The organism is Pseudomonas sp. NBRC 111139 (assembly GCF_001753955.1).
GTDB lineage: Bacteria > Pseudomonadota > Gammaproteobacteria > Pseudomonadales > Pseudomonadaceae > Aquipseudomonas > Aquipseudomonas alloputida.
In genome coordinates this window covers 62,339-85,729 of the sequence record NZ_BCBP01000021.1, presented here as the reverse complement: position 1 = coordinate 85,729, position 23,391 = coordinate 62,339, and the positions used below count along the sequence as shown (strand labels likewise).

At 65.3% G+C, this 23,391-nt stretch carries 18 protein-coding genes; 1 reads left to right on the top strand and 17 read right to left on the bottom strand.

Going from position 1 to position 23,391, the window contains the following annotated elements; all coding sequences use genetic code 11:
- Positions 1–27: 27 nt before the first annotated feature.
- The 14 genes from BJQ17_RS06410 to BJQ17_RS06345 form a co-directional block, all read right to left on the bottom strand.
- Positions 28–1,131 carry a polyamine ABC transporter substrate-binding protein gene (locus BJQ17_RS06410; RefSeq protein ID WP_070095785.1) on the bottom strand — a complete coding sequence of 368 codons (1,104 nt, stop codon included), beginning with the start codon at positions 1,129–1,131 and terminating at the stop codon, positions 28–30.
- Positions 1,132–1,507: 376 nt separating this feature from the next.
- The gene (locus BJQ17_RS06405; RefSeq protein WP_017148265.1) at positions 1,508–2,209 is read right to left on the bottom strand and encodes an NAD(P)H-dependent oxidoreductase; all 702 of its coding nucleotides are present in this window, start codon (positions 2,207–2,209) and stop codon (positions 1,508–1,510) included.
- 43 nt (positions 2,210–2,252) lie between these two features.
- The gene (locus tag BJQ17_RS06400; protein WP_060538041.1) at positions 2,253–3,665 is read right to left on the bottom strand and encodes an aldehyde dehydrogenase family protein; all 1,413 of its coding nucleotides are present in this window, start codon (positions 3,663–3,665) and stop codon (positions 2,253–2,255) included.
- Positions 3,658–4,848, bottom strand: a complete 1,191-nt coding sequence (locus BJQ17_RS06395; protein WP_014860013.1) for a pyridoxal phosphate-dependent aminotransferase — start codon at positions 4,846–4,848, stop codon at positions 3,658–3,660. Before BJQ17_RS06395 ends, BJQ17_RS06400 begins: the two co-directional genes overlap by 8 nt.
- A gap of 24 nt (positions 4,849–4,872) precedes the next feature.
- Positions 4,873–6,102 (bottom strand): alanine racemase, encoded by a 1,230-nt coding sequence (gene alr, locus BJQ17_RS06390; RefSeq protein WP_004576440.1) that lies wholly within the window; start codon positions 6,100–6,102, stop codon positions 4,873–4,875.
- 34 nt (positions 6,103–6,136) lie between these two features.
- Positions 6,137–7,744, bottom strand: a complete 1,608-nt coding sequence (locus tag BJQ17_RS06385) for a 5-guanidino-2-oxopentanoate decarboxylase (protein WP_047603061.1) — start codon at positions 7,742–7,744, stop codon at positions 6,137–6,139.
- 1 nt (position 7,745) lies between these two features.
- Positions 7,746–9,854 carry an acetate--CoA ligase family protein gene (locus BJQ17_RS06380; RefSeq protein ID WP_070095784.1) on the bottom strand — a complete coding sequence of 703 codons (2,109 nt, stop codon included), beginning with the start codon at positions 9,852–9,854 and terminating at the stop codon, positions 7,746–7,748.
- Positions 9,855–9,871: 17 nt separating this feature from the next.
- Entirely contained in the window at positions 9,872–11,032 is a 1,161-nt protein-coding gene (locus tag BJQ17_RS06375; RefSeq protein ID WP_003256129.1) for an acyl-CoA dehydrogenase family protein, read from the bottom strand.
- A gap of 33 nt (positions 11,033–11,065) precedes the next feature.
- Entirely contained in the window at positions 11,066–11,860 is a 795-nt protein-coding gene (locus tag BJQ17_RS06370; RefSeq protein WP_003256131.1) for an enoyl-CoA hydratase/isomerase family protein, read from the bottom strand.
- A 238-nt stretch (positions 11,861–12,098) separates the two neighbouring features.
- Positions 12,099–13,505, bottom strand: a complete 1,407-nt coding sequence (locus tag BJQ17_RS06365) for an amino acid permease (RefSeq protein ID WP_019751076.1) — start codon at positions 13,503–13,505, stop codon at positions 12,099–12,101.
- Between the two features lie 196 nt (positions 13,506–13,701).
- Positions 13,702–15,954, bottom strand: a complete 2,253-nt coding sequence (locus BJQ17_RS06360; RefSeq protein ID WP_070095783.1) for an ATP-binding protein — start codon at positions 15,952–15,954, stop codon at positions 13,702–13,704.
- The gene (locus BJQ17_RS06355) at positions 15,951–16,733 is read right to left on the bottom strand and encodes an ABC transporter substrate-binding protein (protein WP_070095782.1); all 783 of its coding nucleotides are present in this window, start codon (positions 16,731–16,733) and stop codon (positions 15,951–15,953) included. Before BJQ17_RS06355 ends, BJQ17_RS06360 begins: the two co-directional genes overlap by 4 nt.
- On the bottom strand, positions 16,730–17,446 hold the full coding sequence (locus tag BJQ17_RS06350; RefSeq protein ID WP_070095781.1) for a response regulator: 717 nt from the start codon (positions 17,444–17,446) through the stop codon (positions 16,730–16,732). The genes BJQ17_RS06355 and BJQ17_RS06350 overlap by 4 nt, the downstream gene beginning before the upstream one ends.
- Before the next feature lie 73 nt (positions 17,447–17,519).
- On the bottom strand, positions 17,520–18,164 hold the full coding sequence (locus BJQ17_RS06345; RefSeq protein WP_010954566.1) for a TetR family transcriptional regulator C-terminal domain-containing protein: 645 nt from the start codon (positions 18,162–18,164) through the stop codon (positions 17,520–17,522).
- Positions 18,165–18,280: 116 nt separating this feature from the next.
- On the opposite strand from BJQ17_RS06345, the gene BJQ17_RS06340 reads away from it, so the two are divergent.
- On the top strand, positions 18,281–19,027 hold the full coding sequence (locus tag BJQ17_RS06340; RefSeq protein ID WP_019751073.1) for an enoyl-CoA hydratase-related protein: 747 nt from the start codon (positions 18,281–18,283) through the stop codon (positions 19,025–19,027).
- Positions 19,028–19,080: 53 nt separating this feature from the next.
- Here the strand turns inward: BJQ17_RS06340 and BJQ17_RS06335 are convergent, their stop codons facing one another.
- From BJQ17_RS06335 to BJQ17_RS06325, 3 genes are read right to left on the bottom strand one after another with little or no spacing between them, the layout of a single operon-like run.
- Positions 19,081–20,139: a lipocalin-like domain-containing protein gene (locus tag BJQ17_RS06335; RefSeq protein ID WP_070095780.1), complete on the bottom strand. Its 1,059-nt coding sequence runs from the start codon at positions 20,137–20,139 to the stop codon at positions 19,081–19,083.
- Positions 20,129–22,588, bottom strand: coding sequence for an ABC transporter permease (locus BJQ17_RS06330; protein ID WP_070095779.1), 2,460 nt, complete (start codon positions 22,586–22,588; stop codon positions 20,129–20,131). The genes BJQ17_RS06335 and BJQ17_RS06330 overlap by 11 nt, the downstream gene beginning before the upstream one ends.
- Positions 22,588–23,253 carry an ABC transporter ATP-binding protein gene (locus tag BJQ17_RS06325; RefSeq protein ID WP_014860003.1) on the bottom strand — a complete coding sequence of 222 codons (666 nt, stop codon included), beginning with the start codon at positions 23,251–23,253 and terminating at the stop codon, positions 22,588–22,590. The genes BJQ17_RS06330 and BJQ17_RS06325 overlap by 1 nt, the downstream gene beginning before the upstream one ends.
- Positions 23,254–23,391: the final 138 nt, after the last annotated feature.

The window sequence follows — 23,391 nt, the reverse complement described above, 5'->3', positions numbered from 1 at the left end:
TCCTTGGCGAGAATGTTTGGGCAGTGTTCAGAAACCGGTCTTGACCGTGCTCCAGACCCGGGTGATGGCGCGCATGTCCTTGGGGCTCTGGGTTTTCTGCGCGAACAGGCGCTCACGGGTTTGTGCGTCGGGGTAGATGGCCGGGTCCTGGCGGATGTCGTCACGCACCAGCGCGGTGGCGGCGGCGTTGCTGTTGGCGTAGTGGATGTAGTCAGTGACCTTGGCCATGGTCTGCGGCTGCAGCAGAAACTCGATGAAGCGGTGGGCGTTGGCCGCGTGCGGCGCATCCTTGGGGATGTACAGGTTGTCGAACCAGATCAGCGAACCTTCCTGGGGGATGAAGAACGACAGTTTGATGTCCTTCTTCGCTTCCACAGCACGGGCCTGGGCGGTGGCGTAGTCACCGGACCAGGTCAGCGCCAGGCAGACATCGCCGTTGGGCAGGCTGGTGAGGTAGTTGACCGAGTCGAACTTGCGAATGTAGGGGCGGATGCCCAGCAGCAGTTGCTCGGCCGCCTTGAGGTCGGCAGGCAACGCGCTGCGTGGGTCCTTGCCCAGGTACTGCAGGGCCAGCGGAATGACCTCGGTGGGCGCGTCCATCAGGGTGACGCCGCAGTCGGCGAAGCGCGAGACGATCTTGGGGTCGAACAGCATGGCCAGCGAACCGATCGGCGCGTCGGGCATGCGCGCGGTGATCTTGTCGACGTTGTAGGTGACCCCCGAGCTGCCCCAGGTATAGGGCGCCGAGTACTTCAGGCCAGGGTCGTAGCCCTGCAGGTTGTTGACCACCTGCTGATCGAGGTTTTGCCAGCTAGGCAGTTGCTGCTTGTCCAGTGCCTGGAACACGCCGGCGCTGATCAGCGGGGGGACCAGCGAGGCGTTGAGCATGACCAGATCGTAGCCGGAACGGCCGGTGAGCAGTTTGGTCTGCACGGTTTCGTAGCCATCGAAGGTGTCGTAGATGACCTTGATGCCGGTGGCCTTCTCGAAGTCGGCCAGGGTGGTTTCACCGATGTAGTCGGTCCAGTTGTACAACCGTAACGTGTTACCACTGTCCACCTCTGCCGCCTGGGCCAGGCTGGCGCCAGACGCCAGCAGCAGACCGCCAATCACCTTCAGTACCTTGCGCATGGCAACTCCATCGTGTGAGTGCTCCGGATCGAGCCGATGGGTTCACTATCGGTGGATTCGTCCAGGGGTGACATACCCCGAATGTGTGGGTGGTCGTTTTTGGGCAGGTGGCGCTGGAAGGTTTGCAGAACATCGTATGCCGACAAAATGTTGGGGCTGCTTTGCAGCCCTTTCGCGACACAAGGCCGCTCCCACAAGGACGGCGCAGACTTCGAAGCTGGTGGTAATCCTGTGGGAGGACGGCGCAGCCTTCGAAGCTGGCGGTAATCCTGTGGGAGGACGGCGCAGCCTTCGAAGCTGGCGGTAATCCTGTGGGAGCGGCCTTGTGTCGCGAAAGGGCCGCAACGCGGCCCCAGTGCTCAGTACAGGAGAAAGGTCACGTCAGCGGGTACAACGCTTCATCGAACTGCGCCAGGCGCGGGAACACCAGTGGCTGGTCGTCCGAGAGCTGCTCCAGACGCTGCCGGTATTGCTGCAGAAAGTCCTGCCGCGCAGCAGCACTGATGTAAGGCACATGCCAAGCCACGAACGGCGGCAGCACCTCGAACCCGACATAGGCCAGCGTGCCCCGCAGGATCGGCCGCAGCATGTCTTCCAACGGCCCGTGAATCGCGCCATCGCCAAACATGTGCTCGCGCCCGCCCAGGGTCACGGTCACCAGCGCCCTCTTGCCGGCCAAGCCGCCCTGGTCGTAGAAGCGCTTGCCGCCATAGCACACCCCCGACACCAGCACACGGTCGATCCAGCCCTTGAGCATGGCCGGGGCCGAGAACCAGAAGATCGGGAAGTTCAACACCAGCAGATCGGCCCACAACAGCTTGTCCAGCTCCTGCTGGATATCTGCGGCAATGGCACCGCGCTTGACGCCCTGACGCTGCTCCAGCGCATACACGAGGTACTCGGGGTTCTCGCGCTGGGTAAAGTCATCGGCACTGGCCACCGGGTTCCAGCCCATGGCGTACAAGTCACTGACCTGCACCTGATGGCCTTGGGCGCGGAAGGTTTCCACAGCCTGGTCACGCAGGGCTGCCGTGAACGATTGCGGTTCGGGGTGAGCGTGGACGATCAGTACATTCACAAGCATTCTCCTTACACAAAACAGGTTGTCTTCCAGCGGTGGCTCAGCACTGTACGGCTTTCACCTCGACGAACTCGGCCAGGCCCTCTTCGCCCCACTCGCGACCGTTGCCCGACTGCTTGTAGCCACCGAACGGCGCCCGGTAGTTGAACCCGCCCCCGTTGATGAAGCACTGCCCGGCCCGTATCTGCCGCGCCAGCGCCAGGCCGTGCTCGCGGCTGCCCGCCCACACCGCGCTGGACAGGCCGAACGGCGAGTCATTGGCCAGCGCCAGCGCCTGGGCCTCGTCGGCGTAGGGGATCAGGCACAGCACCGGACCGAAGATTTCTTCCTGGGCAATGCGCATGCGGTTGTCGACGTCGGCGAACAACGTGGGCGCCACGTAGAACCCGTGCTCGAAGCCGCCGTGATCACCACCGCACAACAAGCGCGCGCCCTCCTCCTGTCCCTGGCGAATGTAGTCGAGCACCGTGCGCCGCTGTCCTGCCGAACACATCGGCCCTAGGAAACTGGCGGGGTCACGCGGGTCGCCCATGACCAGTGCGCGGGTCTCGGCCTGGGCAATGTCCAGCGCCTCGGCATAGCGGCTGGCCGGCAGCAGCATGCGGGTCAGTGCCGTGCAGGTCTGCCCCGAGTTGATCATCACGTCCTGCACGCCATAGCGCACCGCAGCGTGCAGGTCGGCATCGGCGGTAATCAGCAACGGTGACTTGCCTCCCAGTTCCAGGCATACCCGCTTCACCGTCGGCGCAGCCGCTTGTGCCACCCGCACCCCGGCACCGGTTGAGCCGGTGAACGACACCATGTCCACCTGCGGGTGCCGGGCCAGGGCTTCACCAACCTTGGCACCTGGGCCGCTGACCAGGTTGAACACCCCTGCCGGCAGGCCGATGGCGTCGATCATTTCGGCCAGCACAAATGCGTGTAGCGGCGTTTCCTGGCTGGGTTTGACCACCACCGTGCACCCGGCAGCCAGGGCCGGCGCCAGCTTGCCGATCATCTGGTGCAGCGGGTAGTTCCACGGGTTGATGAATGCGCACACGCCAACGGCCTCACGGTACACCAACGAGTTGCCGACTTCGCGCACCTCGTCCATCAGCCCGGCCAGTTCGGCGTATTGCTCCAACCCGGCAATCGGGCCTTCGACCTGCACCGCCTGGCACCACTGCACCGGCATGCCCAACTCGTCGGTGATGACCTCGGCCATTTGCGCCGCACGGTTTTTCAGCTGTGCGACCAATGCCCGGATGTACCCGGCGCGCACGCTGGACGGTGTGCGCGACCAGCCATCGAAGGCCCGCCGCGCCGCCATCACCGCCCGCTCGACATCGGCCTCGGCGCCCAAGGGTACCCGGCCAATGGCCTGCTCGGTGGCCGGGTCGATCACCTCAGCCATGCCCTGCCCGCTCGGCACCTGCCAGGCGCCATCAATGTACAGCCGCGCATACTCACGCATGGCCGTACTCCCGTTTCAGTTCGTCGGCACAGCGGGCGATGCGCTGGCAGGCATCGACCAGCGCCGCATTGCCCAGCACCAGGCCCAGGCGGATATGCCCGGCAGCACTGGGGCCGAACGCTTCGCCGGCAAGCACCGACACGCCCTGGCTGTCCAGCAGGTAGTCGGCAAAGGCCTGGGCACTTACGCCGGTCTCACGAATATCGACCATCACGAACATGCCACCATCGGGCTTCAATGCCTTGAGGCCCGGGCAGCCGGCCAGCTGCTCGCACACCAGATCGCGCCGCTCGCGGTAGGCTTCGCGCATGGCGTCCAGCTCGGGCAACGGCTGCTCCAGCGCCACCACGGCGGCATCCTGGACGAAGTCCGGCAAGCCGTAGAGCATGCACAGGGCGAGGTTTTCCAGATGCGTGGCCAGTGCTGTCGAGCTGACCACCCACCCCATGCGCCAGCCGGTCATGGCATGCGACTTGGACAGGCTGTTCAACGTTGCAGTGCGCTCGGCCATGCCCGGCAGGCTGCCGGGGCTGACATGCTCGCCTTCATACAGCAGCTCGCTGTAGACCTCGTCAGAGATCAGCCACAGATCATGGGCAATGCACAGTTCGGCCAGCGCCTCCCAGGTGGCGCGCGGCAGGCTCGCCCCCGAAGGGTTGTGCGGGCTGTTCAGCGCCAAGGCGCGGGTGCGCGGGGTAATGCGCTCGGCGACGTCACGCGGGCACACGCGAAAGCCATTCTCGGGCTTGACCGGTACCGGTACCACCTTGGCGCCACAGGCGCCGAACACGGCCTCGTAAGTGACATACATCGGTTCGGCAACGATCACCTCATCGCCTGGGTCGAGTATGCACTGGGCCACGCAGAACAGCGCGCACTGGGCACCCGCCAGCACGGTCACCTGGTCGACGCTCACCGCCTGGCCACTGCGCTGCCGGTGACGGTTGGCGATGGCCTGGCGCAGCGCCAGCTTGCCGCGTACATCGGCGTAATGGGTATGGCCAGCGCGCAGGCTGTCGATGGCCGCCTCGACGATAGGCGCGGGGGTGTCGAAGTCCGGGTCACCCACCGACAGCAGCAGGATGTCCTTACCCTCGGCCTGCAGCGCAAGGGCGCGGTAGTGAATGTCCCAGGCCGCAGCCCCGTCGCCGGCGATGCGTTGGGTAAGCTTGGCGTAGCGCATGGCAATCTCCCTTCTTTGGCGGTTTCAGTCGACGAGGATCTTCGGGTTGGAACTGCCCCACACGGTGTACAGGTCGGCCAGCAACGCGCCGTTGATTTCTTCCATCTCGGCCTGGGTGATTTCGCCCCCGGCCTGCTTGCCGAACAGCACCACTTCGTTGCCCCCCTTCACGTCCGGGAAGTCGGTGACATCGACCATCAGCGTGTTCATCGACACCTTGCCCACCACCGGCACACGGTGGCCGTTGATCAGCACATGGCCCTTGTTGGTGAATACCCGGCGGTAGCCATCGGAGTACCCGACCGTAATGTTGGCCAGGCGCGAATCACGGGCCAGGGTGAAGGTGCGGTCATAGCCCACGGTGTTGCCAGCCGGATAGCTGTGCACCGCAGCCACGTGCGATTTGAACTGCATCGCACGCTTGTACTCGGTGCGCGCCGGCACGGTGTCACCGAACAGCGCGCCCCCTGTTCGTACCATGTCCAGGCGCGCTTCCGGCACCTCCAGCGTAGCGAACGAGTTGGCGGCGTGCAGGGTGAGCTTGCTGCGGTCGAGCTTCGCGTGCTTGATCAACCAGTCAGTCTGCTCGTTGAAGGCCGCCAGGCCCTTGCGGACATCGTCCTTGTCTTCCACGGCGAAGTGGGTCATCAGCGCGACCAGCTTGAGGTGCTTCTGGTCGGTGATCTGCAGCGCTTCGCCACGGCCGGACCAGGTGGCCATCTCCACCCCGTTGCGGCTCATGCCGCTGGAGTTGAGCGCCATGTGAATGCGCAAGGTCTTGCCATGGCGCGCGGCGATGGCATCGGCCTGGCGGGCAAATTCCGCGCTGCCCACCAGCTCTTCCATGTCGTACTGCAAGCCATCTTCCAGCTCGTTGAGGCTGGCCAGGCGTACCCGCACCAGTTGCCCGGTGAAGCCACTGGCGCGGACCACGCGGGCCTCCTCGTTGCTAGCCACCGCCACGCAGGGCACGCCCTGGGCGATGATCGATGGCATTACCAGGCCGATACCGTGGCCATAGGCATCGGCCTTGAGCACGGCGCACAGCTTGGACTTGCCGGCCAGCTCGGCCTGCAGCGTGCGGATGTTGTGCTGCAGGGCGCTGGCGCTGACTTCGACCCAGGCATTGCTGTTTTGCACGGTCAGGGCATTGGTACCGTTGTCCATCGACAGCGGGGGGGCGGCATACAGTGGGGCTTGGCCGGTGATCAGCAGGGCCAGGGATGCGGCCAGAAGTGTACGGCGAAATGGCATGTGGGTTTCTCTTGTTCTTTTGGTTGTTCGCGGCTTAACAGACGCAGGTGTGTTTGAGTTCGATGAAGGTCACGCCGGGTGTGGCGAAACCGCTGGCCAGGTCGGCCTGCAGCGCGTCCAGATCACGCGGCTGGCGCACCGCGCAACCAAAGGCACGGGCCAGGCCGATGAAGTCCGGATTACGCGGCAGCACGCCGACCGGCTCGATGTTCAGGCCGAGCATGTCATCGCGGATCTGCCCGAGGGCGTCGTTGTTCCACAGCAGCACCACCAACGGCCGGTCCAGTTCCTCTACAGCCGTGGCCAGCTCCTGGGCGGTATAAAGGAAACCGCCGTCGCCCACCAGCACCAGGCCTGGGCGATGGTCGGTGGCAAGCATGCCGCCAATACCGGCCGGCAGGCCGTAGCCGAGTGTGCCGTAGCCGGTCGGATGCAGCCAGCTACGTGGTGCCCGGCTGGCGAAGGCGTAGTTGCCTGTGTAGGCCAGTTGGGTCATGTCGCTGCTGATGAACGCATCGTCGGGCAGCACGGCGGCAATGCGGTCAAGAATCGCCTGATGGGTGGCCTGCAACGGTGCATGCCCATGACGAATGGCCTGGCGCAGGTTGCTCACCGCTTCGCTCGCCTGAGCAGGGTCTCGGTCGAGTGCAGGCAGGTGTTCGAGCAAACCGTCCACGGTTTGCCGGGCATCGCCCTGCAGGGCAATGGCACAGGGGTAGAAGTCGTTGAACTTGCGCGGGTCGATGTCCACGCGCAGCAGCTCGCCAGTGATCGGCAGGCGCTCGCGCCAGAAGTCGGTGTCGGCCATTTCGGTGCCCACGGCAAGCACCACATCAGCCTGGCTGATCAGCTGCCAGCCGGGTTCGACGCACAGACTGGCGCCAGCATTGAGTGGCGCGTCTGGTGGCAGCACGCCCTTGCCGGCCACGCTGGTGAACAGAGGCGCTGCCAGCCGTGTACTGAGTTGCTGCAACTGCTCAGCCGCGTGCAACGCGCCACCCCCGGCAATGATCATCGGCCGCTGGGCGGCGGCAAGCTTCAGGGCAGCCTGCTCGAGGGTTTCGCGGCACGGCTGGCCACGCCCAGGACGGCGTACCACCTCGTCGCTCCAGTCCCGGCTGACCGATGCCGCCAGCACGTCCAGCGGCACCGAAATGTGCACCGGGCGCGGCCGTTCGCTGTCGAACACTGCCCAGGCGCGAGCGATCAGCTCGGGCAAGTCGTCGCCCTGCAGGGCCACCGCAGAAAACGCCGTGATGGGCGCAGTCATGGCGCGCTGGTCCTGGGTTTCATGCAGGCAGCCCCAGCCCTTGCCCAGGCTGGCGGTGTGGTTGACGCTGGAAATCACCAGCATCGGCACCGAGTCGGCATAGGCTTGGCCGATGGGGGTGGCGACGTTGGTCACGCCTGGGCCGGTAATGACGAAGCACACCCCCGGCTTGCCACTGACCCGCGCATAGCCGTCGGCCATGAAGCCGGCGCCCTGCTCGTGGCGGGTCAGTACATGGCGAATGCCACTGCCCGGCAGGCCACGGTACAGCTCCAGGGTGTGCACCCCAGGGATGCCGAACACGGTCTCCACACCGTAGTTGGCCAACAACCGCACCAGCGCCTGGCCGGCCGTCAGAGTAAGGTCATTCATGTCATTCTCCTTGCGCCTGGCCGAGGCGGATCAGCGCGTCGACCGCGGTGGTGCCATGGGCACCGACCATCAATGGGTTCACATCCAGCTCCAACAGCTGCCCGGCGTTTTCGCAGGCGTAGTCGGCCACCGCACGGATAGCTGCGACCAAGGCGTCGAGATCGGCAGCCGGGCGGCCACGGAAGCCTTGCAGCAGGCTGGCACTGCGCAGGTTCAGCAGTGCGGCGCGGATGGCGCTGTCGGTCGTGGGCAACAACAGGCTGACACTGTCCTTGAGCAGTTCGACCAGCACGCCGCCGGCACCGATCACCAAGGCCAGGGCAAAGTCGTGTTCACGCTTGATGCCCACTATGAGCTCGGCCAAGGGCGGCTCAGCCATGGGCTCGAGCAGCACCTGATCAAACGCAACCTGCGGGGCGTAGTCAGCGATGCACTGGCGCATCTGCACCAGTGCAGCTTCCAGGGCGCGGGCATCGCGCAGGTTCAACGCCACAGCGCCAGCTTCGGTCTTGTGCGGCAACTGCGCGCTGACCGCCTTCAGTACCAAGGGGTAACCGACGCGGGCGGCGTCTGCCACGGCGCGTTCGGGCGTACTCAGCACGCCCGAAGGCACCGGCAGACCGAAAGCGCGCAGGGCCTGCTTGGATTGCCATTCGTCCAACAGTCGGCTTTCGCCCGTGAGGGCCTGCGGGCACAGCGGTACCCGCGCAGCCTCGCCCTGGTCCAGTAACCGCTGGCGGTTCCTTTGGTAAGCGACGATACGCCCCCAGGCCGCCAGGGCGTCTTCCACGCCCTGCAGGGCAGCGATGCCCCGCGCATGCAGGCGCTCACGCGCACTGGCAGGCAACAGTTCCGGGAAAGCCGAGGTGACGAAGCCGATCTTGCCGTGGCGTTCAACGGCATCGCAGTACAGCCCCAGCAGCAGGTCACATTCCTTGCGCTCGCCGGTGAACGCCGCCGGGTAGTCCAGCACCAGCATCGCCGCGCCCGCGGCGCCGCTCAGGGTACTGTCGAGCATGCGTTGCAGGGCGGCCTCATCGCCCCAGATGGCTGTGGTGAAGTCCAGTGGGTTGACCAGGTTGGCATAGCCCGGCAACACCTCGGCCAGTGCCGCCACCTGCCGTTGCTCGAGCTTCGGCAGTTGCAACTGGTTGCGTTCGGCATAGTCGGCAATCAGGCCGGCATCGCCGCCTGAGCAGGCCAGCGCAATCAGCTCGCCATCTGCCGGCAAGCATCCGCAGGCTGCGGCCTTGAGCGTTTCGACAAAGCTCACCGGGCCGCTGACGCGGATCACGCCCAGGCGCTGGAACAGGCTGTCGTACAACGCATCGGAGCCGGACAACGAGCTGGTGTGGCTGAGCGCCAGTTCAGCGCCGATCTGCGAAACGCCCGTCTTCAGGGCAATGATCGGCGTACCCTGCTGCAATGCCTTGTAGGCGGCGCGTGCAAAGCCCGGCACGTTCTTCAAGCCTTCCAGGTGCAGCCCGATGGCCGTTACCCGTGGGTCGTCGAGCAGCACATCCATCAGCTCGGCCACACCCAGTTGCGCCTGGTTGCCGACCGAGGCCATGTAGGCCACCGGCAGCGAGCGGTCGCTCATGGACAGGTTGTAGGCAAAGTTCCCGCTCTGGGTGAGGATCGCCACGCCCTTCTCCACCTGCTGGCCGCCATGGGCCACCGGCCAAAGGGCTGCACCGTGCAGGTAGTCGAGCAGGCCATAGCAGTTGGGGCCGAGCAGGGCCATGTTGCCGGCCGCAGCGAGCAGGCGCTGCTGCAACTGGCAGCCCTCTTCGCCGCTTTCGGCAAAGCCGGAGGCATAGCAGATGGCCCCCCCGGCGCCACGCGCGGCCAGCTCGGCAACGCACTGCAACGTCAGCTCACGGTTGGTGGCGATGAACACCGCGTCCGGGGCGTAAGGCAAGTCGGCCACGCGGGCCACGCAAGGGATGCCTTCCAGGCTTTCATGCTGCGGGTTGACCAGCCACAGCTCACCGCCAAAGCCGCCTTCGGCGCAGCGCTTGAGCGCCCGCGCCATGCTGCGCCCGCCAACGAAGGCCAGGTGCCGGGGCGCCAGCAGGCGCTTGAGGTTGTCACGAATCGATTGCGACATGGGTGTTCTCCTGGCGCTCAGCGCAGCAGCGGGCGCAGCAGTTCGCGGGCGATGATATGCCGCTGGATTTCCGAAGTGCCCTCCCAGATGCGCTCGATACGCGCGTTGCGCCAAATGCGCTCAACCGGCCCTTCGTCCATCAGGCCCATGCCGCCGAAGATCTGCACGGCTTCGTCGGCGACCTTGCCCAGCACTTCGCTGGCAAACAGCTTGGCCATGCCGGCTTCACCGTCGGTCATGTTGCCCTGGTCCATCTTCCAGGCGGTGTGCAGGGTGAGCATCTCCGCGGCGCGGATCTGCGTGGCCATGTCGGCCAGCTTGAACGACACCCCCTGGTAGCTGCCGATGGCCTGGCCGAACTGCTTGCGGTCGGCGGCCCATTGCAGTGACAGGTCGAGGGCGCGCTGGGCCTGGCCCACGCAGTTGGCGGCGACCATCACCCGGCCGGCGGTAAGCCAGGCGTTGGCCACTTCCCAGCCCTTGCCGACTTCGCCCAGCACCTTGCTGGCCGGCACCCGGCAGTCGTCGAAGAACAGCTCGTAGGTGTGATAACCACGGTTGCTCACGCACTTGGGACCACGGCGGATGGTCATGCCCGGCGTACCCCGGTCGACCAGCAAGGCGGTGACCGCATTGCGCTTGCGCCCGTTGTGCTCGTAGGTGTCGGTGACCGCGAAGACGATGGCAAAATCGGCGTGGCCGGCGTGGCTGATGAAGTGCTTGCTGCCGTTGATGACAAAGTCATCGCCCTGGCGCACGGCGCGGGTCTTGATGGCGTTGGCATCGGAACCGGCACCCGGTTCGGTGAGGGCAAAGCAGTCGGTTTTCTCGCCCTGCACACAAGGCAGCAAGTAGTCGTTGATCTGCTCGTCCTTGCAGGCCATGAGGATTTTCGACGGCCGTGCAACGAAGACATGCAGCGCCCAGGACACCTTGGACAGCTCACGTTCGATCAGCGCCTGGGACAGGTAGTCCAGACCGCCCCCTCCCACTTCCTCGGGCATGTTGAAGGCATAAAAACCGGCTGCGATGGCCTTGCCACGGATCTGTGCGGCCAGTTCGGGTGACACGGCGTCGGCGCGGTCCACCGCTTCCTCATGGGGCAGCAGCTCCTTGGCAACAAAGCTGCGTACCGCTTCCACCAACATTTCTTGTTCTTGGGTCAGTTGGAAATTCATCTGCGAAGGTCCTGATGAGGGTCGGGTATCGGATTACTGGCCGGTAAAACGGGGGGTGCGACGTTCCACCGAGGCTTGCAGGGCCTCGGCGCCATCCTGGCTGCGGCCGCACAGCAGGCCGGCGTGGCGCTCGGCTTCCAGCTGTTCAGCCAGCGTGCGCCGGGCACCGTCGCGTATCAGCCGCTTGGTCTGCGCATAGGCGAAGGTCGGGCCGTTGGCCAGGCGCCCGGCCAGTTCGGCGGCAACGGCAGGCAACTGCTCGTCGGCGCAGACTTCGCTGACCAACCCGGCGGCCAGGGCGCGATCAGCGCCCCACAGCTCGTCGAGAAACAGCAGGCGCTTGGCCTGCTCGCTGCCGATCAGCCGTGGCAGGTGCCAGCTGGCGCCGGCATCGGGGCTGTAGCCCATGCTGGTGTAGCCGGCCTTGAAGCGCGCCGAGGCGGCGGCGATGCGCAGGTCGCAGCACAGGCTGAGGTCCATGCCACCGCCCACGGCGGTGCCGTTGATGGCGGCGATGGTGGGTTTGTCGAGGCTGTGCAGGCGCAACATCAGGGCATGGGCAGTTTCGGTCCAGCCATAGCTTTCCAGGGTGCCGGCAGCTTCGGCGGCAGCCCATTCGGCCAGGTCGGCGCCAGCGCAGAAGCTGCGGCCGCTGCCGGTCAGCACCACCACGCGTACGGCGGGGTCGTCGGCATGGCTGTCGAGCAAGGCGTGCAGTTGCTTGAGGGTGGGAATGTCCAGCGCGTTGCGCTGCTCGGGGCGGTTGAGGGTGATCCAGGCAACGCCAGCTTCGACCTTGCTCAACAGTGGCGACGACGGGGTAGTCATGGGGGCCTCGGTGTTGTTGTGATGGTTTTGGAGGGCTTGACGAGGAAGATACTAAACGAGTGTTCAACAAGACGGGATGGGCTGTTACAACTTCGCACAACTCGGTGTTTGGCGTTACACAAGGGCGTTCGTCGTGACGGCTTTATGGCCTGTGAGATCGCGCGCCGCGCGGGCGGTGCTCGATCTCACAGGTGCTGAACATGCAGCGATTGACACCCGCCGGCGACGAGCTGCGGTGTCAAACCCCTGGTGCGCTGGGTGCGAAGGCCCCCTGCCGGCGGCGGTTGACGAAGAAGTACGCCGCGTAGCACAGGGCAATGAAGCCAAAGCCCCAGTACAGCGACGGTCGTTGGGTTTCATCCAGCGCCAGGAACACGAACAGCGAGCTGCACAGGGTGATGCACAGCAGCGGCACCAGCGGGTACAGCGGCGCCTTGTACTTCAGGTCCTGCACTTGCCCGCCGTCGCGCAGCCAGGCCTTGCGGAAGCGGTACTGCGCCAGGGCGATGACGATCCAGGTCACGGTGCCGGACATACCGCTTACCGCCATCAACACCATGAACAGCGTGTCAGCCGCAACGAAGCTGGTCATCAGCGAGATCAGCGCAAAGCACAGGGTGATGCTCAGCGCCCGCAGCGGCACGCCACGCTTGCTCAGCGGCGACAGGCTTTTCGGTGCCATGCCAGTCTTGGACATGGCCCAGAGGATGCGCGTGGAGGCATACAACCCAGAGTTACCCACCGAGAGGATGGCCGTAAGGATGACGAAGTTCATCAAGTCGGCGGCGTAAGGGATGCCGACCATGTCGAACACCTGCACGAACGGGCTTTCCATCAGCCCGGCCTGCTCGTGCGGCACAATGGCCGACAGCACGGCAATCGCCAGCACATAGAAGATCAGCACGCGGAACACCACATTGCGCACCGCCCGCGGGATGCTTTTTTCCGGGTGCTCGGTCTCACCAGCCGCCACCCCCATGATTTCGCAACCCTGGAAGGCATAGACCACGGTCATCATCACCGCGAACACTGCCGACAGGCCGTGGGGGAACAGCGACTCGCCCACCAGGTTGTTCAGCATCGGTGCGGGTGCCCCGCTGCTCAGGGGGATGGCACCGAAGATCACCAGCAGGCCAATGACGATGAAGCCGAGGATGGTTGCCACCTTGATGCCCGAGAACCAGTACTCGGCCTCGCCAAAGGCACGCGTGGCCAGGGCGTTGAGGCCGAACAGCACCACCACGAACAGCGCCGACCAGTACCAGATCGGCACCTCCGGGAACCAGCGGGTCATCAGCATGCCGGCAGCGGTGAACTCCAGGCCTACGGTGGTGGCCCAGCTCATCCAGTACACCCAGCCGATCATGAAGCCGGTGGCCGGGCCAATGTACTTAGTGGCGTGGGCCTGGAACGAACCGGACACCGGCATCTGCACCGACAGCTCACCCAGGCAGACCATCACCAGGTACATCAGCAAGCCCGCGACCAGGTAAGCCAGGATCGCGCCCACCGGCCCACCCTGATTGATGGTTACGCCCGAGCCCATGAACAGGCCGGTTCCAATAACCCCACCCAGCGACAGCATGAAGATGTGTCGGCTTTTCAGGGCGCGGGTGAGCTGGATCTTTTCAACGTTGTCAGTCATGGCGCACCTCACCATTGCGGCAGGTACGTGTGGCGATGCGAACGAGGGGCTGAGCGCTACGGCATGTCATTATTCTTGTCTCCAATAAGCCTCATGGACCGCGTGCAACACGGTTGCCATGGATTATTGGAAACGGATGTAAGGTGCCGTTGTACGAACGGATCGAAGATGTAAAAAGTCGTAAGTTTTTTGTACGTCAGCTCTGAATCAGCTGTTCCAGGGTCGCACGGGCCTGGCCGAGCTGGCTTGCCAGTGGCTCGGCCAGTGCGTTCAGCGCCTGCCCATCATGCTGGCGGGCTGCGTCTTCCAGGCGTCGCAACAGCGCAGCCAGGCCAGAAAAACCCAGGGAGTCGCAACTGCCGGCCAGGCGATGGGCCAGGTGCAGCACCTCGGTAAAGTCCTGGGCTGGCAGCGCCTCGGCCAACGCTGTGGCGTGCTGCTCCAGTGACTGGCGCAACACATTCAGCAGGCCCTGCAGCTTCTGCTCGCCCAGCAGCGAGCGGTGGGTGGCCAGCAGCGACCAGTCCATGTTTGCGTCAATACCGGCCTCTTCAGTCGGCGTTGCGTCGGCCAGCGCCTGGCGCAGGTTGGCCAGCCGCAGGGGCTTGGCCAGCACACCTTGCATGCCGGCTTCCAGGTAATCCGACAGTTGCCCCGGTTGCACGCCAGCGGTCAGCGCCACTATCCGGCTGTGGTGGTTAGGCCCGGGGGTGGCGCGAAGCTGCCGGCACAGTTCCACCCCGCTCATGCCGGGCAGGTGAACGTCCAGCAGGATCAGGTCGAAGCGCCGCTGTGCGCACAACTGCAGGGCCTGCCCGGCATCCTCGGCAAAGCTCACCCGGTGGCCATCGCGCACCAGCAGGCCGCTCGCCACCTCACGGTTCAGCGCGACGTCCTCGACCACCAGGATATCCAGGCTGGCGCTGACCGACTGGGCCGGGGTATTGGCCGCAACCGGCTGCCCAAGGGCGATGTCGAGTTCGAACCAGAAGCAGCTGCCCTGCCCTTGTACACTGTCCAGGCCAATGCAGCCCCCCAGCTTTTCCACCAGGTGCTTGCAGATCGCCAGTCCCAGACCGGTGCCGCCGTAGCGGCGTGCCACGGCCTCGCTGGCCTGGACGAAGCGGTCGAAGATTTTTGCCTGTACGGCCGGCTCGATGCCGATGCCATTGTCACTGACCGACACCCGCAGGCGCTGCGTGGTCGTATCGCTGACCAGCACCTGCACCTTGAGCCGCACCTGGCCGTGCTCGGTGAATTTGATGGCATTGGCCAGCAGGTTGCTGAGCACCTGACGCAGGTACTGCTCGGCGCCGTGCTGGTAACCGGCTAATTGCTCATCAATCTCCAGATGCAGTGTGTCTCCGTTGTCCGCGGCCATGGGTTCGAGCAGCGCCAGCACTTCCTGGCACAACTGGCGCAGCGAAAAGCCGACCAGCTCGGCGCGGCTCTCACCTTCTTCGAGCCGGGCGAAATACAGCACTTCGTTGAGAATCGCCAACAGCCCCTCGCCGGCCTTGTACAAGGCTTCCAGGCGCTGACGGTCGGCCGCTTCCAGCCGGCCACCGCGTAGCAGCTCGGCCATGCCCAGGATGCCGTTGAGCGGGGTGCGCAGTTCGTGGCTCATGGTCGCCAGGAAGCGTGACTTGGCCAGGTTGGCGGCCTCGGCGTCATCCTTGGCCCGGGCCAGGCTGGCGGTACGTCGTTCGACCATGGCCTGCAGTTCGTCGCGCTTGTCTTGCAACGCCAGGCGGTCGCGCTCGCGGCGTTCAATGTCGCTGAGGATGGCGCGGCGCATATCGTCCAGGGCATTGGCCACCGTGTCGATCTCGTCAGGGCGCGATGAACGGCGGCGGCCAAGGCGCAACGGCTCCTGCCACTGGCCGGCGCCAATGCGGCGGGCGAACTCGGCCATCACTTGCAGGTGGCGGGTAACCAGGCGGTAGAACAGCCCTGACAGCGCCACTGCCAGGCCGCACAGAAACACGCCCATCCACAACAGGCTGGCAAGGCCCGTGGCGTAAAGCCGCCGGTGTACCGCGCCAAGGTCGATGCTGACTTCCAGTTCGCCCAGGTGCCTGACCGGCCCTGAGGGCGGCTGATAGTCGAGGGGGAAGCGCTCGATGCGCAGCGGCCCTTGAGGGTCGGCCTCACCGCGTAACAATGGGAAATCATCACTGATCAGACGCACCCGCGCCACATCGGAAAAGTCCACCAGGCCGCGCAACTGAACATCCAGCTGCGCCTCGTCGAGGTCCCACAGGCTGCGCTCCAGGCTGGCCAGGTAGCCGGCGCGGATCAGCGCCATGCGTGCCTCTATATCCCGCATTTCGCGACGGTACTCGAAGTACAGCTGCACGCCGCTGGCCAGCACCGTGAAGCACAAGCTGAACAGCAGGATGAACAGCAGCAGGCGGCGCAGCAGGCCATCGGTGCGCAGGCGGATCATCGTGCATCCGCCGGCAGGTTGATCATGTCGCGGTAAGTGACCTCACTTTGCTCCAACCAACGCGCGATCTCGCCCGCCTGGTTCATCCGCTGCAACTGCGCGTCGATTTCAGCCATGTGCTGGCTCAAGGGTGACTGTCGCGATACCGCCACCCGCAGGTAGTCCACGCTCAGTGCCGTGGGCAATGCGCGAATATCCTGCGCCCCGGGCAGGTGTTCGATGAACAGCAGCCCGGTGCGCCGCTCCTGAATCACATAGTCGATGCGCCCGCGGATCAGCTTGCCGAAGTTCTGCTGGCTGGAAGACACCCGCTCGATGTTCTGATGCCGGGCGACGAATCGGTCGAACTCGGCGCCATAGCTTTCACCGTACAGCAGGCCGCCGCGGTAACCCGCCAGGTCCTCCAGCTGCTGGAACTGCACCGGCCGCTTGCGGTTGTAGAACACGGCCACTTCCTCGCGCACCACCGGCTCCGTGGAAAAACGCATGCGCTGGTCACGCTGGTCGCTGTTGTAGGCCAGGACCACGTCCACCCGCCCGGCGGCGGCGTCCATCAAGCAGCGCTTCCAGTTGCCCAGCACCACGGTTTGCACCTCGTAGCCCATGCGCGCGAACAGTTCGCGCACTACGGTGGGGGCCAGGCCGCGCACCTGGTGGCCGTCGCTCCAGGAAATGGGCGGGTACACCGGGTAGTCACAGTAGCGCACCGGCTCACTGGCACTGGCGTGCAGGGTGGGCAACGTCAAGGCCAGCGCCAACTGCCAGGCGCGAGGAATCATGCTGCCACGCTGGCGGTGAACAGGTAGCCGGTGCCGTGAATGGTGATGATCAACTGCGGTTCGGCCGGGTCGTCATGCAGCTTGCGTCGCAGGCGGCCGACCAGCACGTCGATGGAGCGGTCGTTGGGCACCCACTCGCGGTTGCGAATCTGGTCCATCAACTGGTCGCGGCTGAGGGTGTGGCCGCTGTTGCGCAGGAACACGCTGAGCAACTGGAACTCGCCGTGGGTCAGCAGGGTTTGCCCGCCACAGGCGTCGATCAGGCGCCGGCGGTCGGTATCCAGTGCCCAGTCGGCGAACTGCTTCAGCGATTGCGCGCAGGCCGGGGCGGGGTGCGCCTCGCGGGCATGGCGCACGCGGCGGATCAGGTTTTTCGCCCGGGACACCAGCTCGCGGGGGTTGAGTGGCTTGATCACGTAGTCATCTGCACCGCATTCCAGGCCAACGATGCGGTCTATGTCGTCATTGCGCCCGGTGACGAGGATTATGCCAACCTCCGAGCGCACCCGCAGTTCGCGGGTCAGGGTGAGGCCGTCCTTGCCGGGCAGGCGGATGTCCAGCAGCACCAGGTCGACATCCTGGCTGGCAAGCAGGGCTTCGGCCCTTTCCGCGGTGTCGGCGCAGTGTACGTCGTAGTCCTCTTGGGACAGGTAGGCCTGCAGCAAGTCACGAATAAGCGGATCGTCATCGACGATCAATACCCGAGGCGTCATTGCGTGTTGTCTCTTTTTATTGGTGTTGTTCTACACACTCGCGACAGCAGCGTACTCGTTACTGAACAGGTGATCAACAGCCCTCGGACAGGCTGAAGCGCCTCCGGCCACCGGCCTGCAGGCCGTCGACCCAGGCCTCGCAGATGATCACGCCCTGCTCGGGGGTGAAGGTGCCGGGGTTCAGGCCCGACTCCAGCCACAGGCCGTCGAGCAAGGCGCTCAGGCTGATGGCCGCCAGGTCGGCATCGAAGCCCTGCCAGCCCTCCTCCTCGGCCAGCCTGGCCAGTAGCTGGCCAAGTTCGTTGCGGTACTCGCCGTAGGAGTGGTCGTGCACCTGGTTGATCGCGTCGGCGGTCTTCACCGCGCCCCAGAAGGCCAGCCAGGCATCGAGCAATTGCGGGTCGAGCAGCTCGGCGCAGAACGAGGCACGGAAAAACGCCGACAACCGCTCGCGGGCATTGGGCGCAGCTTGGGCCATGGCCTCGCGCAACAGGCCCATCACCCGACCGGTGACGGCCATGTAAGCCTCTGCCACCAGTTCGTCCTTGCCGGCGTAATGGTGACTGATCAACCCGACCGAGACCCCGGCCTCGGCCGAAATCTTGCGGATCGAAGCCCCCTGGAAACCATGGCGCTTGAGGCACACCAGGGTCGCCTCGACCAGGTTGGCTTTGCGCAATTCCGGCAGCATGCGGTGGTAGCGGGCTTCCTGAGTCATCGGTGGGTCTCTGGTTAGGGGCTGGACTGAACGACTGTACAACAAGCCGGACTGCGTGATAAACCCTAAGCGCCACTGCCCGTCAGGGCCCCCTCACAACAATAAAAGCGGCTGCCATGAACGACCTAATCACACGCGAGCTGGACCAAGGCCTGCTGACCCTGGCCTTCAACCGCCCCGACAAGCTCAATGCCCTGAACACTGCCATGTACCAGCTGCTGGGCGACCTATTGCTGGCGGCAGGTGAAGACCCCGCTGTCGATGCCATCATCATCACCGGTGGGCCGCACTGCTTCAGCGCTGGCAACGACCTTCGCGACTTCCTCGACAACCCGCCCAGCGACCTGGACAGCCCGGTGTTCCGCCTGATGCGGGTGGTCATGGGCCTGGACAAGCCGCTGATCGCAGCGGTCAGTGGTGCGGCGATCGGCATCGGGGCCACCCTGTTGCTGCACTGCGACCAGGTGCTGGTCAGCCGCTCGACCAAGCTGCGCATGCCTTTCGCGCCGCTGGGTGTGTGCCCGGAGTTTGGTTCCAGCCTGCTGCTGCCGCGTGTGCTTGGCCAGGCCCGGGCGGCACGCTTGCTGCTGACCAATGCATTGCTGGATGGCGAACAGATGCTGGCCTGGGGGCTGGCCAATGAGCTGCATGAAAACGGCGAACAATGCCTGGACGCTGCCCGCACGCTGGCGCGGCAGCTGCAAGGCTACCCGCAGGCGGCACTGCGGATCAGCAAGCGGCTGCTCAAGGACAGCCAGCGGGCGGAGCTGGAGGCCACGGTGGCGCGGGAAAGCCGACTGTTCATCGAGTGCTTGCGTACTGAAGAAGCGCGGGCAGTGCTGCGAGGGCTGATCAAGGATTGAAGGGCCTGGCGCAACCTTTATGGGCGCATCTGTCTTGCGCAAACGTTGTTGCACTAGTACCCGGTCATCTCCAGATACCCGCGCCCGCCCGCACTCCCGTTAAAGCGTACCGGCCCTTCCCAATACGGGAACCGTGTCTGCATCCACGCCTGCGGCTCCACGGCATCGACCTGCACATCCACCCCATGCTCCGGCACTTGTACCCGCCAGCGCGTCGGCACCTGCTTGCCGTTTTTCTGCGCAGACCAGGCCAGGGCCTGCAGCTGGATCTGTGCCGCGTCCAGCGCCACCACCTCCCCCTGTGGCCCTACCCAGGTCCCGGCGCGATACGGTTCCCCGTGGGTCTCCCGAACCTGGAACAGCATCAGCTTGGCGCCACTGTCCAGGTGCAGGGAAAACCAGTCCCAGCCGGTCTGCCCGGACGCCAGCGGCTGACTGCTCCATTCCCGGTCCAGCCAGGCCTGCCCGGTAACCGCGATGCACAGGCTGCCATGCTGGACGTGCCCCTGGACCTGGTAGAACGGCTGGCTGTAATAGTACGAAGCCTGGCCCTTGCCTGATTTTTCGCTGTAGCCCTGCTCCCCATGCAGCACCAAGGGAAGATCGCTGTGCAACTGCAAGTCATAGCGAAAACCGTCGCCACTTGCGACCATCTGTAGCTGTTCAATACCGCCCTGGCCCTGTAACACCCAGTCATTGATCCATGCACGAAACGGCTGGGCCTGCACGCCGGCCTGGCCGATACCCCCCCGCGCCAGGGTTTCAGCAGCCTGATGGCCACCCGGCCCGGTCAGTGCTGCATGCCCCATCCACAGGTTCGGGCTGTTCCAGCCGGTGGTCTCCGGGCCGGGACGCAGGGCCGAGCGGAACAGTGTCCACTGGGCGCCCCAATCTCGGCCCTGGGCGTCCTTGAGGTTGGCGGTGACATACCACCACTCGATACGAAAGCCGTCGTGGGGACCGTGGTCATGCGGGAAGACCAGACGATGATCGCGGGTCACCTGGCTGAATTCGCCAGCCTGCTGCCCGAGCCCGGCATAGCTTTGCGGTGCAGGCTGATCACAGCCGCACAACAACAACCCGCTCAGCAACAGCCACGCATTAAGCTTCATCGGCCAACGGCCTCAACAGTTCGCGCGGCTGGCGGCGCGCCAGCTGCCACAGCGGCCAGGCGCAGGCCAGCAGGCTGGTGAGCATGCCCAGCACGGTCAACTGCAGCAGTTGCATGGGGAACACATACAGCGGTAAACGCCAGCCGAAGGCCTGCACGTTCACCACCGCGACCAGGCACCAGGCCAGCAACAGCCCAAGCGGGATTGCCAGCAGCACGGTGAAGCTGCTGAGCATGAGTGTCTGCCCCAGGCTCAGCCAGACCAGTTGCATGCGCCGCACCCCCAGCGCCCACAGCGGTGCCAACTGGCCCAGCCGGGCCTGGCCCAGGGTCAGCAGGTTGATGAACAACGCCACACCGGCCACGCCAAGGGTAAGGCTGTTGAGGGCTGCGGTGGCGGCAAAGGTGCGGTTGAACACGTCGGTCGACCAGCGTTTCAGGCGCGCCTGCTCGACCACCCGGCTGTCATCCAGGGCAAAGTGCTGTTGCAGCGCGGCCTTGAGCACCGGCACCCGTTCAGCGCTCAGGTCGACACTCAAGCCGGCCAGGGTTGCCTGTGGCCAGTGGGCGCGCAACCAGCCGGCATTGACCAGTACATGCCCCTTGGGGTTGCCGTAATCGGCGTAGATCCCGACCACGGGCAAGGCTGGCGTGTCTGCGGGCAGCTGCAGGCTGTCGCCCAGTTGCAGGTTCAGTCGCCTGGCCAACTGCTCACTGAGCATCACGGCTTGTCCACTGGCCAGTTGCTGCCAGGCGCGCGAATGCTGTTCCAGCAATGGCCAGCGCGTTCCATAGGCGGGGTGATCGACAATGCCCTGCACTTGCACCGGCCAACCTTGCAGCTGCATGTCTGCGCGCCAGCCAGGCAGGACCACGCTGGCCACAGGTTGCTGCTTGAGCCACTCGACTATCTGCAAGCCTTGGGCCGTGTCCCGCGGGGTGACATACAGGTCGGCGGAGAGGCGCAGGTCAAGCCAACCGACAAACGTCTTGCGAAAACCCTCGGTCATGCTGCCCACGCCAACACTGGCAGCCAGCGCCAGCAAAAGGGCGACCAACGCCAGGCTCAAGGCTGGCAGCTGCTGGCGGCTGTCAGCCACGAACCATTGCGCCAATGGCCGGTGGCAACGACGCGCCAGCCACGCCAGTACCCGATCGAGCAAGGCCGGCAACAGCAGCGCCGCCGCCAGCAACAACCCTGCCAGCATGCCGAACGCGCTAAGCAGGCCAGCCCCGAAGACACCACAGCCCAAGGCCAGCAACAGCAGCAGGCCCGCTAGCAAAGTCTGCCGTTGCAACCATGGCCCCTGCGCCAGTCGCCAGGCCTGGGGTTGCGCCAGCGCCAGCAAAGGCAACCGGGCAGCACGCATTACACTCTCCAGCCCTGCCAGCAATGCCCCGAGTACACTTACCAGCACACCCAGCAGCCACCACCCCGCCGGCAGGCTCAACGTGCCGGCGACCTGGGCGCCATACAGACCACGCAGGCTGGCGGCCACGTCGGGCAACAGCCACGCGGCCAATGCGTAACCACTGACCACCCCGGCCAGCCCACCCACTGCCGCGAACAGGCCCAGCTCCAGCACCAGGGCACCCAGCAGGGTCTTCAGGCTGATGCCGCACGCGCGCAGGTTGCGGATCAGCCCACGGCGCTGCTCCAGCGCCAGACCGATCGCGGCGTGGGCGATGAACAAGCCGACAACGAACGCCAGCAGGCCGAGGGCGGTCAGGTTGAGGTGGAAACTGTCGGTGAGGCGCTGCAAGCCGCCATCGTCCTGCCGCGGCTGCAGTTCAAGGTGGCGGGCAATATCCGCAGGCAACGGCCCGGGCGTATCAGCCAGCAGCAGACGAGACAACTGCCCCGGTGCGTTCAGCAACGCCTGCGCGTGGCCGATGTCCACCACGATGACCCCGGGTGCCAACGCAGGCTGCAAAACCATAGGCGGCAGCAACTGCCCTTCACTGTCGCGGGTCGGCTGCCCGGGGCTTGTGTTCAGTTGACGCAAGGTGTCTGGCCCAACCCAGGCTTGCCCGGGCGTGCCGATGAACGCTTGCAGGTCGAATGCCTGCACCTGCACCCCGGCAATGCTGCTGGCAGGCGGCAGGCTCAACGGCTCGATGCCGATCAGTCGCACACTGCGTGCGGGCTCGCCCGGCAAGCGCAAGCGCCCTTCCAGCACCGGCGAAACAGCCCAGCCCTGCCTGCGCAGTTGCACGTACAACGCCTGATCGAAGCGCTCGCCATTGCGCGCGATCAGTTGCGCCTGCAACGGCCCGGTCAGTACCGCGCTGGCCCGGGCATAGTCGCTGCGTGCCTGGCTGTTCAATGCCTGCACACCGGTCCACAGTGCCGTGGCCAGCCACAGGCCAGTGAAGATGCTGAAGCACTGCACACGATGGCGCCGCCAGTGGCTGAGCAGCGCCAACAGGGCCAGCGACAAAAGCTTCATCAGCCCTGCTCGGGCCGCACACGGCCGGCCTGCAGGTAGCAACGGCGCTGCAAACGCGCCGCCAGCCGCGGGCTGTGGGTCACCATCAGTACCCCGCTGCCGGCTTCGGCGACCAACTGCAACAACAAACTCAGCACCTCGTCACTGCTGGCCTCGTCAAGGCTGCCGGTCGGTTCGTCAGCCAACAGCCAGGCCGGGCGCCCGGCAAGCGCACGGCCGATGGCGACCCGCTGCTGCTGGCCGCCAGACAGTTGTTCCGGGTAACGCTCAAGCAGGTCCGCCAGGCCCAGGCGCTGCGCCAGGTAAGCCGCCCAATGCGGGTCATGCCGCCCGGCGAGACGGGCCTGGAAGGTAAGGTTCAGGCCCACGTCCAGGCTGCTGATCAGGTTGTACTGCTGAAACACCAGGCCGATCCCCTCCCGCCGCCACTGCGCCAGCGACGCTTCCGAACGGCCATCGAGCGGAACATCGTCGATCAGAATACGGCCGCTGTCCGCTCGGTCCAGGCCAGCCACCAGGTGCAGCAAAGTGCTCTTGCCGCTGCCCGACTCGCCCATCAGCGCCAGGCTGCTGCCCCGCGCCAGGCGCATGTCCACCCCCTGCAATATGGGAAGCGGGCCTTGGGGGGTGGGGAATGATTTGTAGAGTTGTTCGATGGCTAGCATCGAGTGGCCTTGATGGGTGGGGTGTCCCTTTAGGCATAGCAGGTTCGGCCAAGCCTGCTCCTGCACCGGCCGCTTTGATCGATCTCGCCGGTGCCTTCCTGTTCAGACGACGTGCTGCTGCGGCCGCCCCCTAGAATC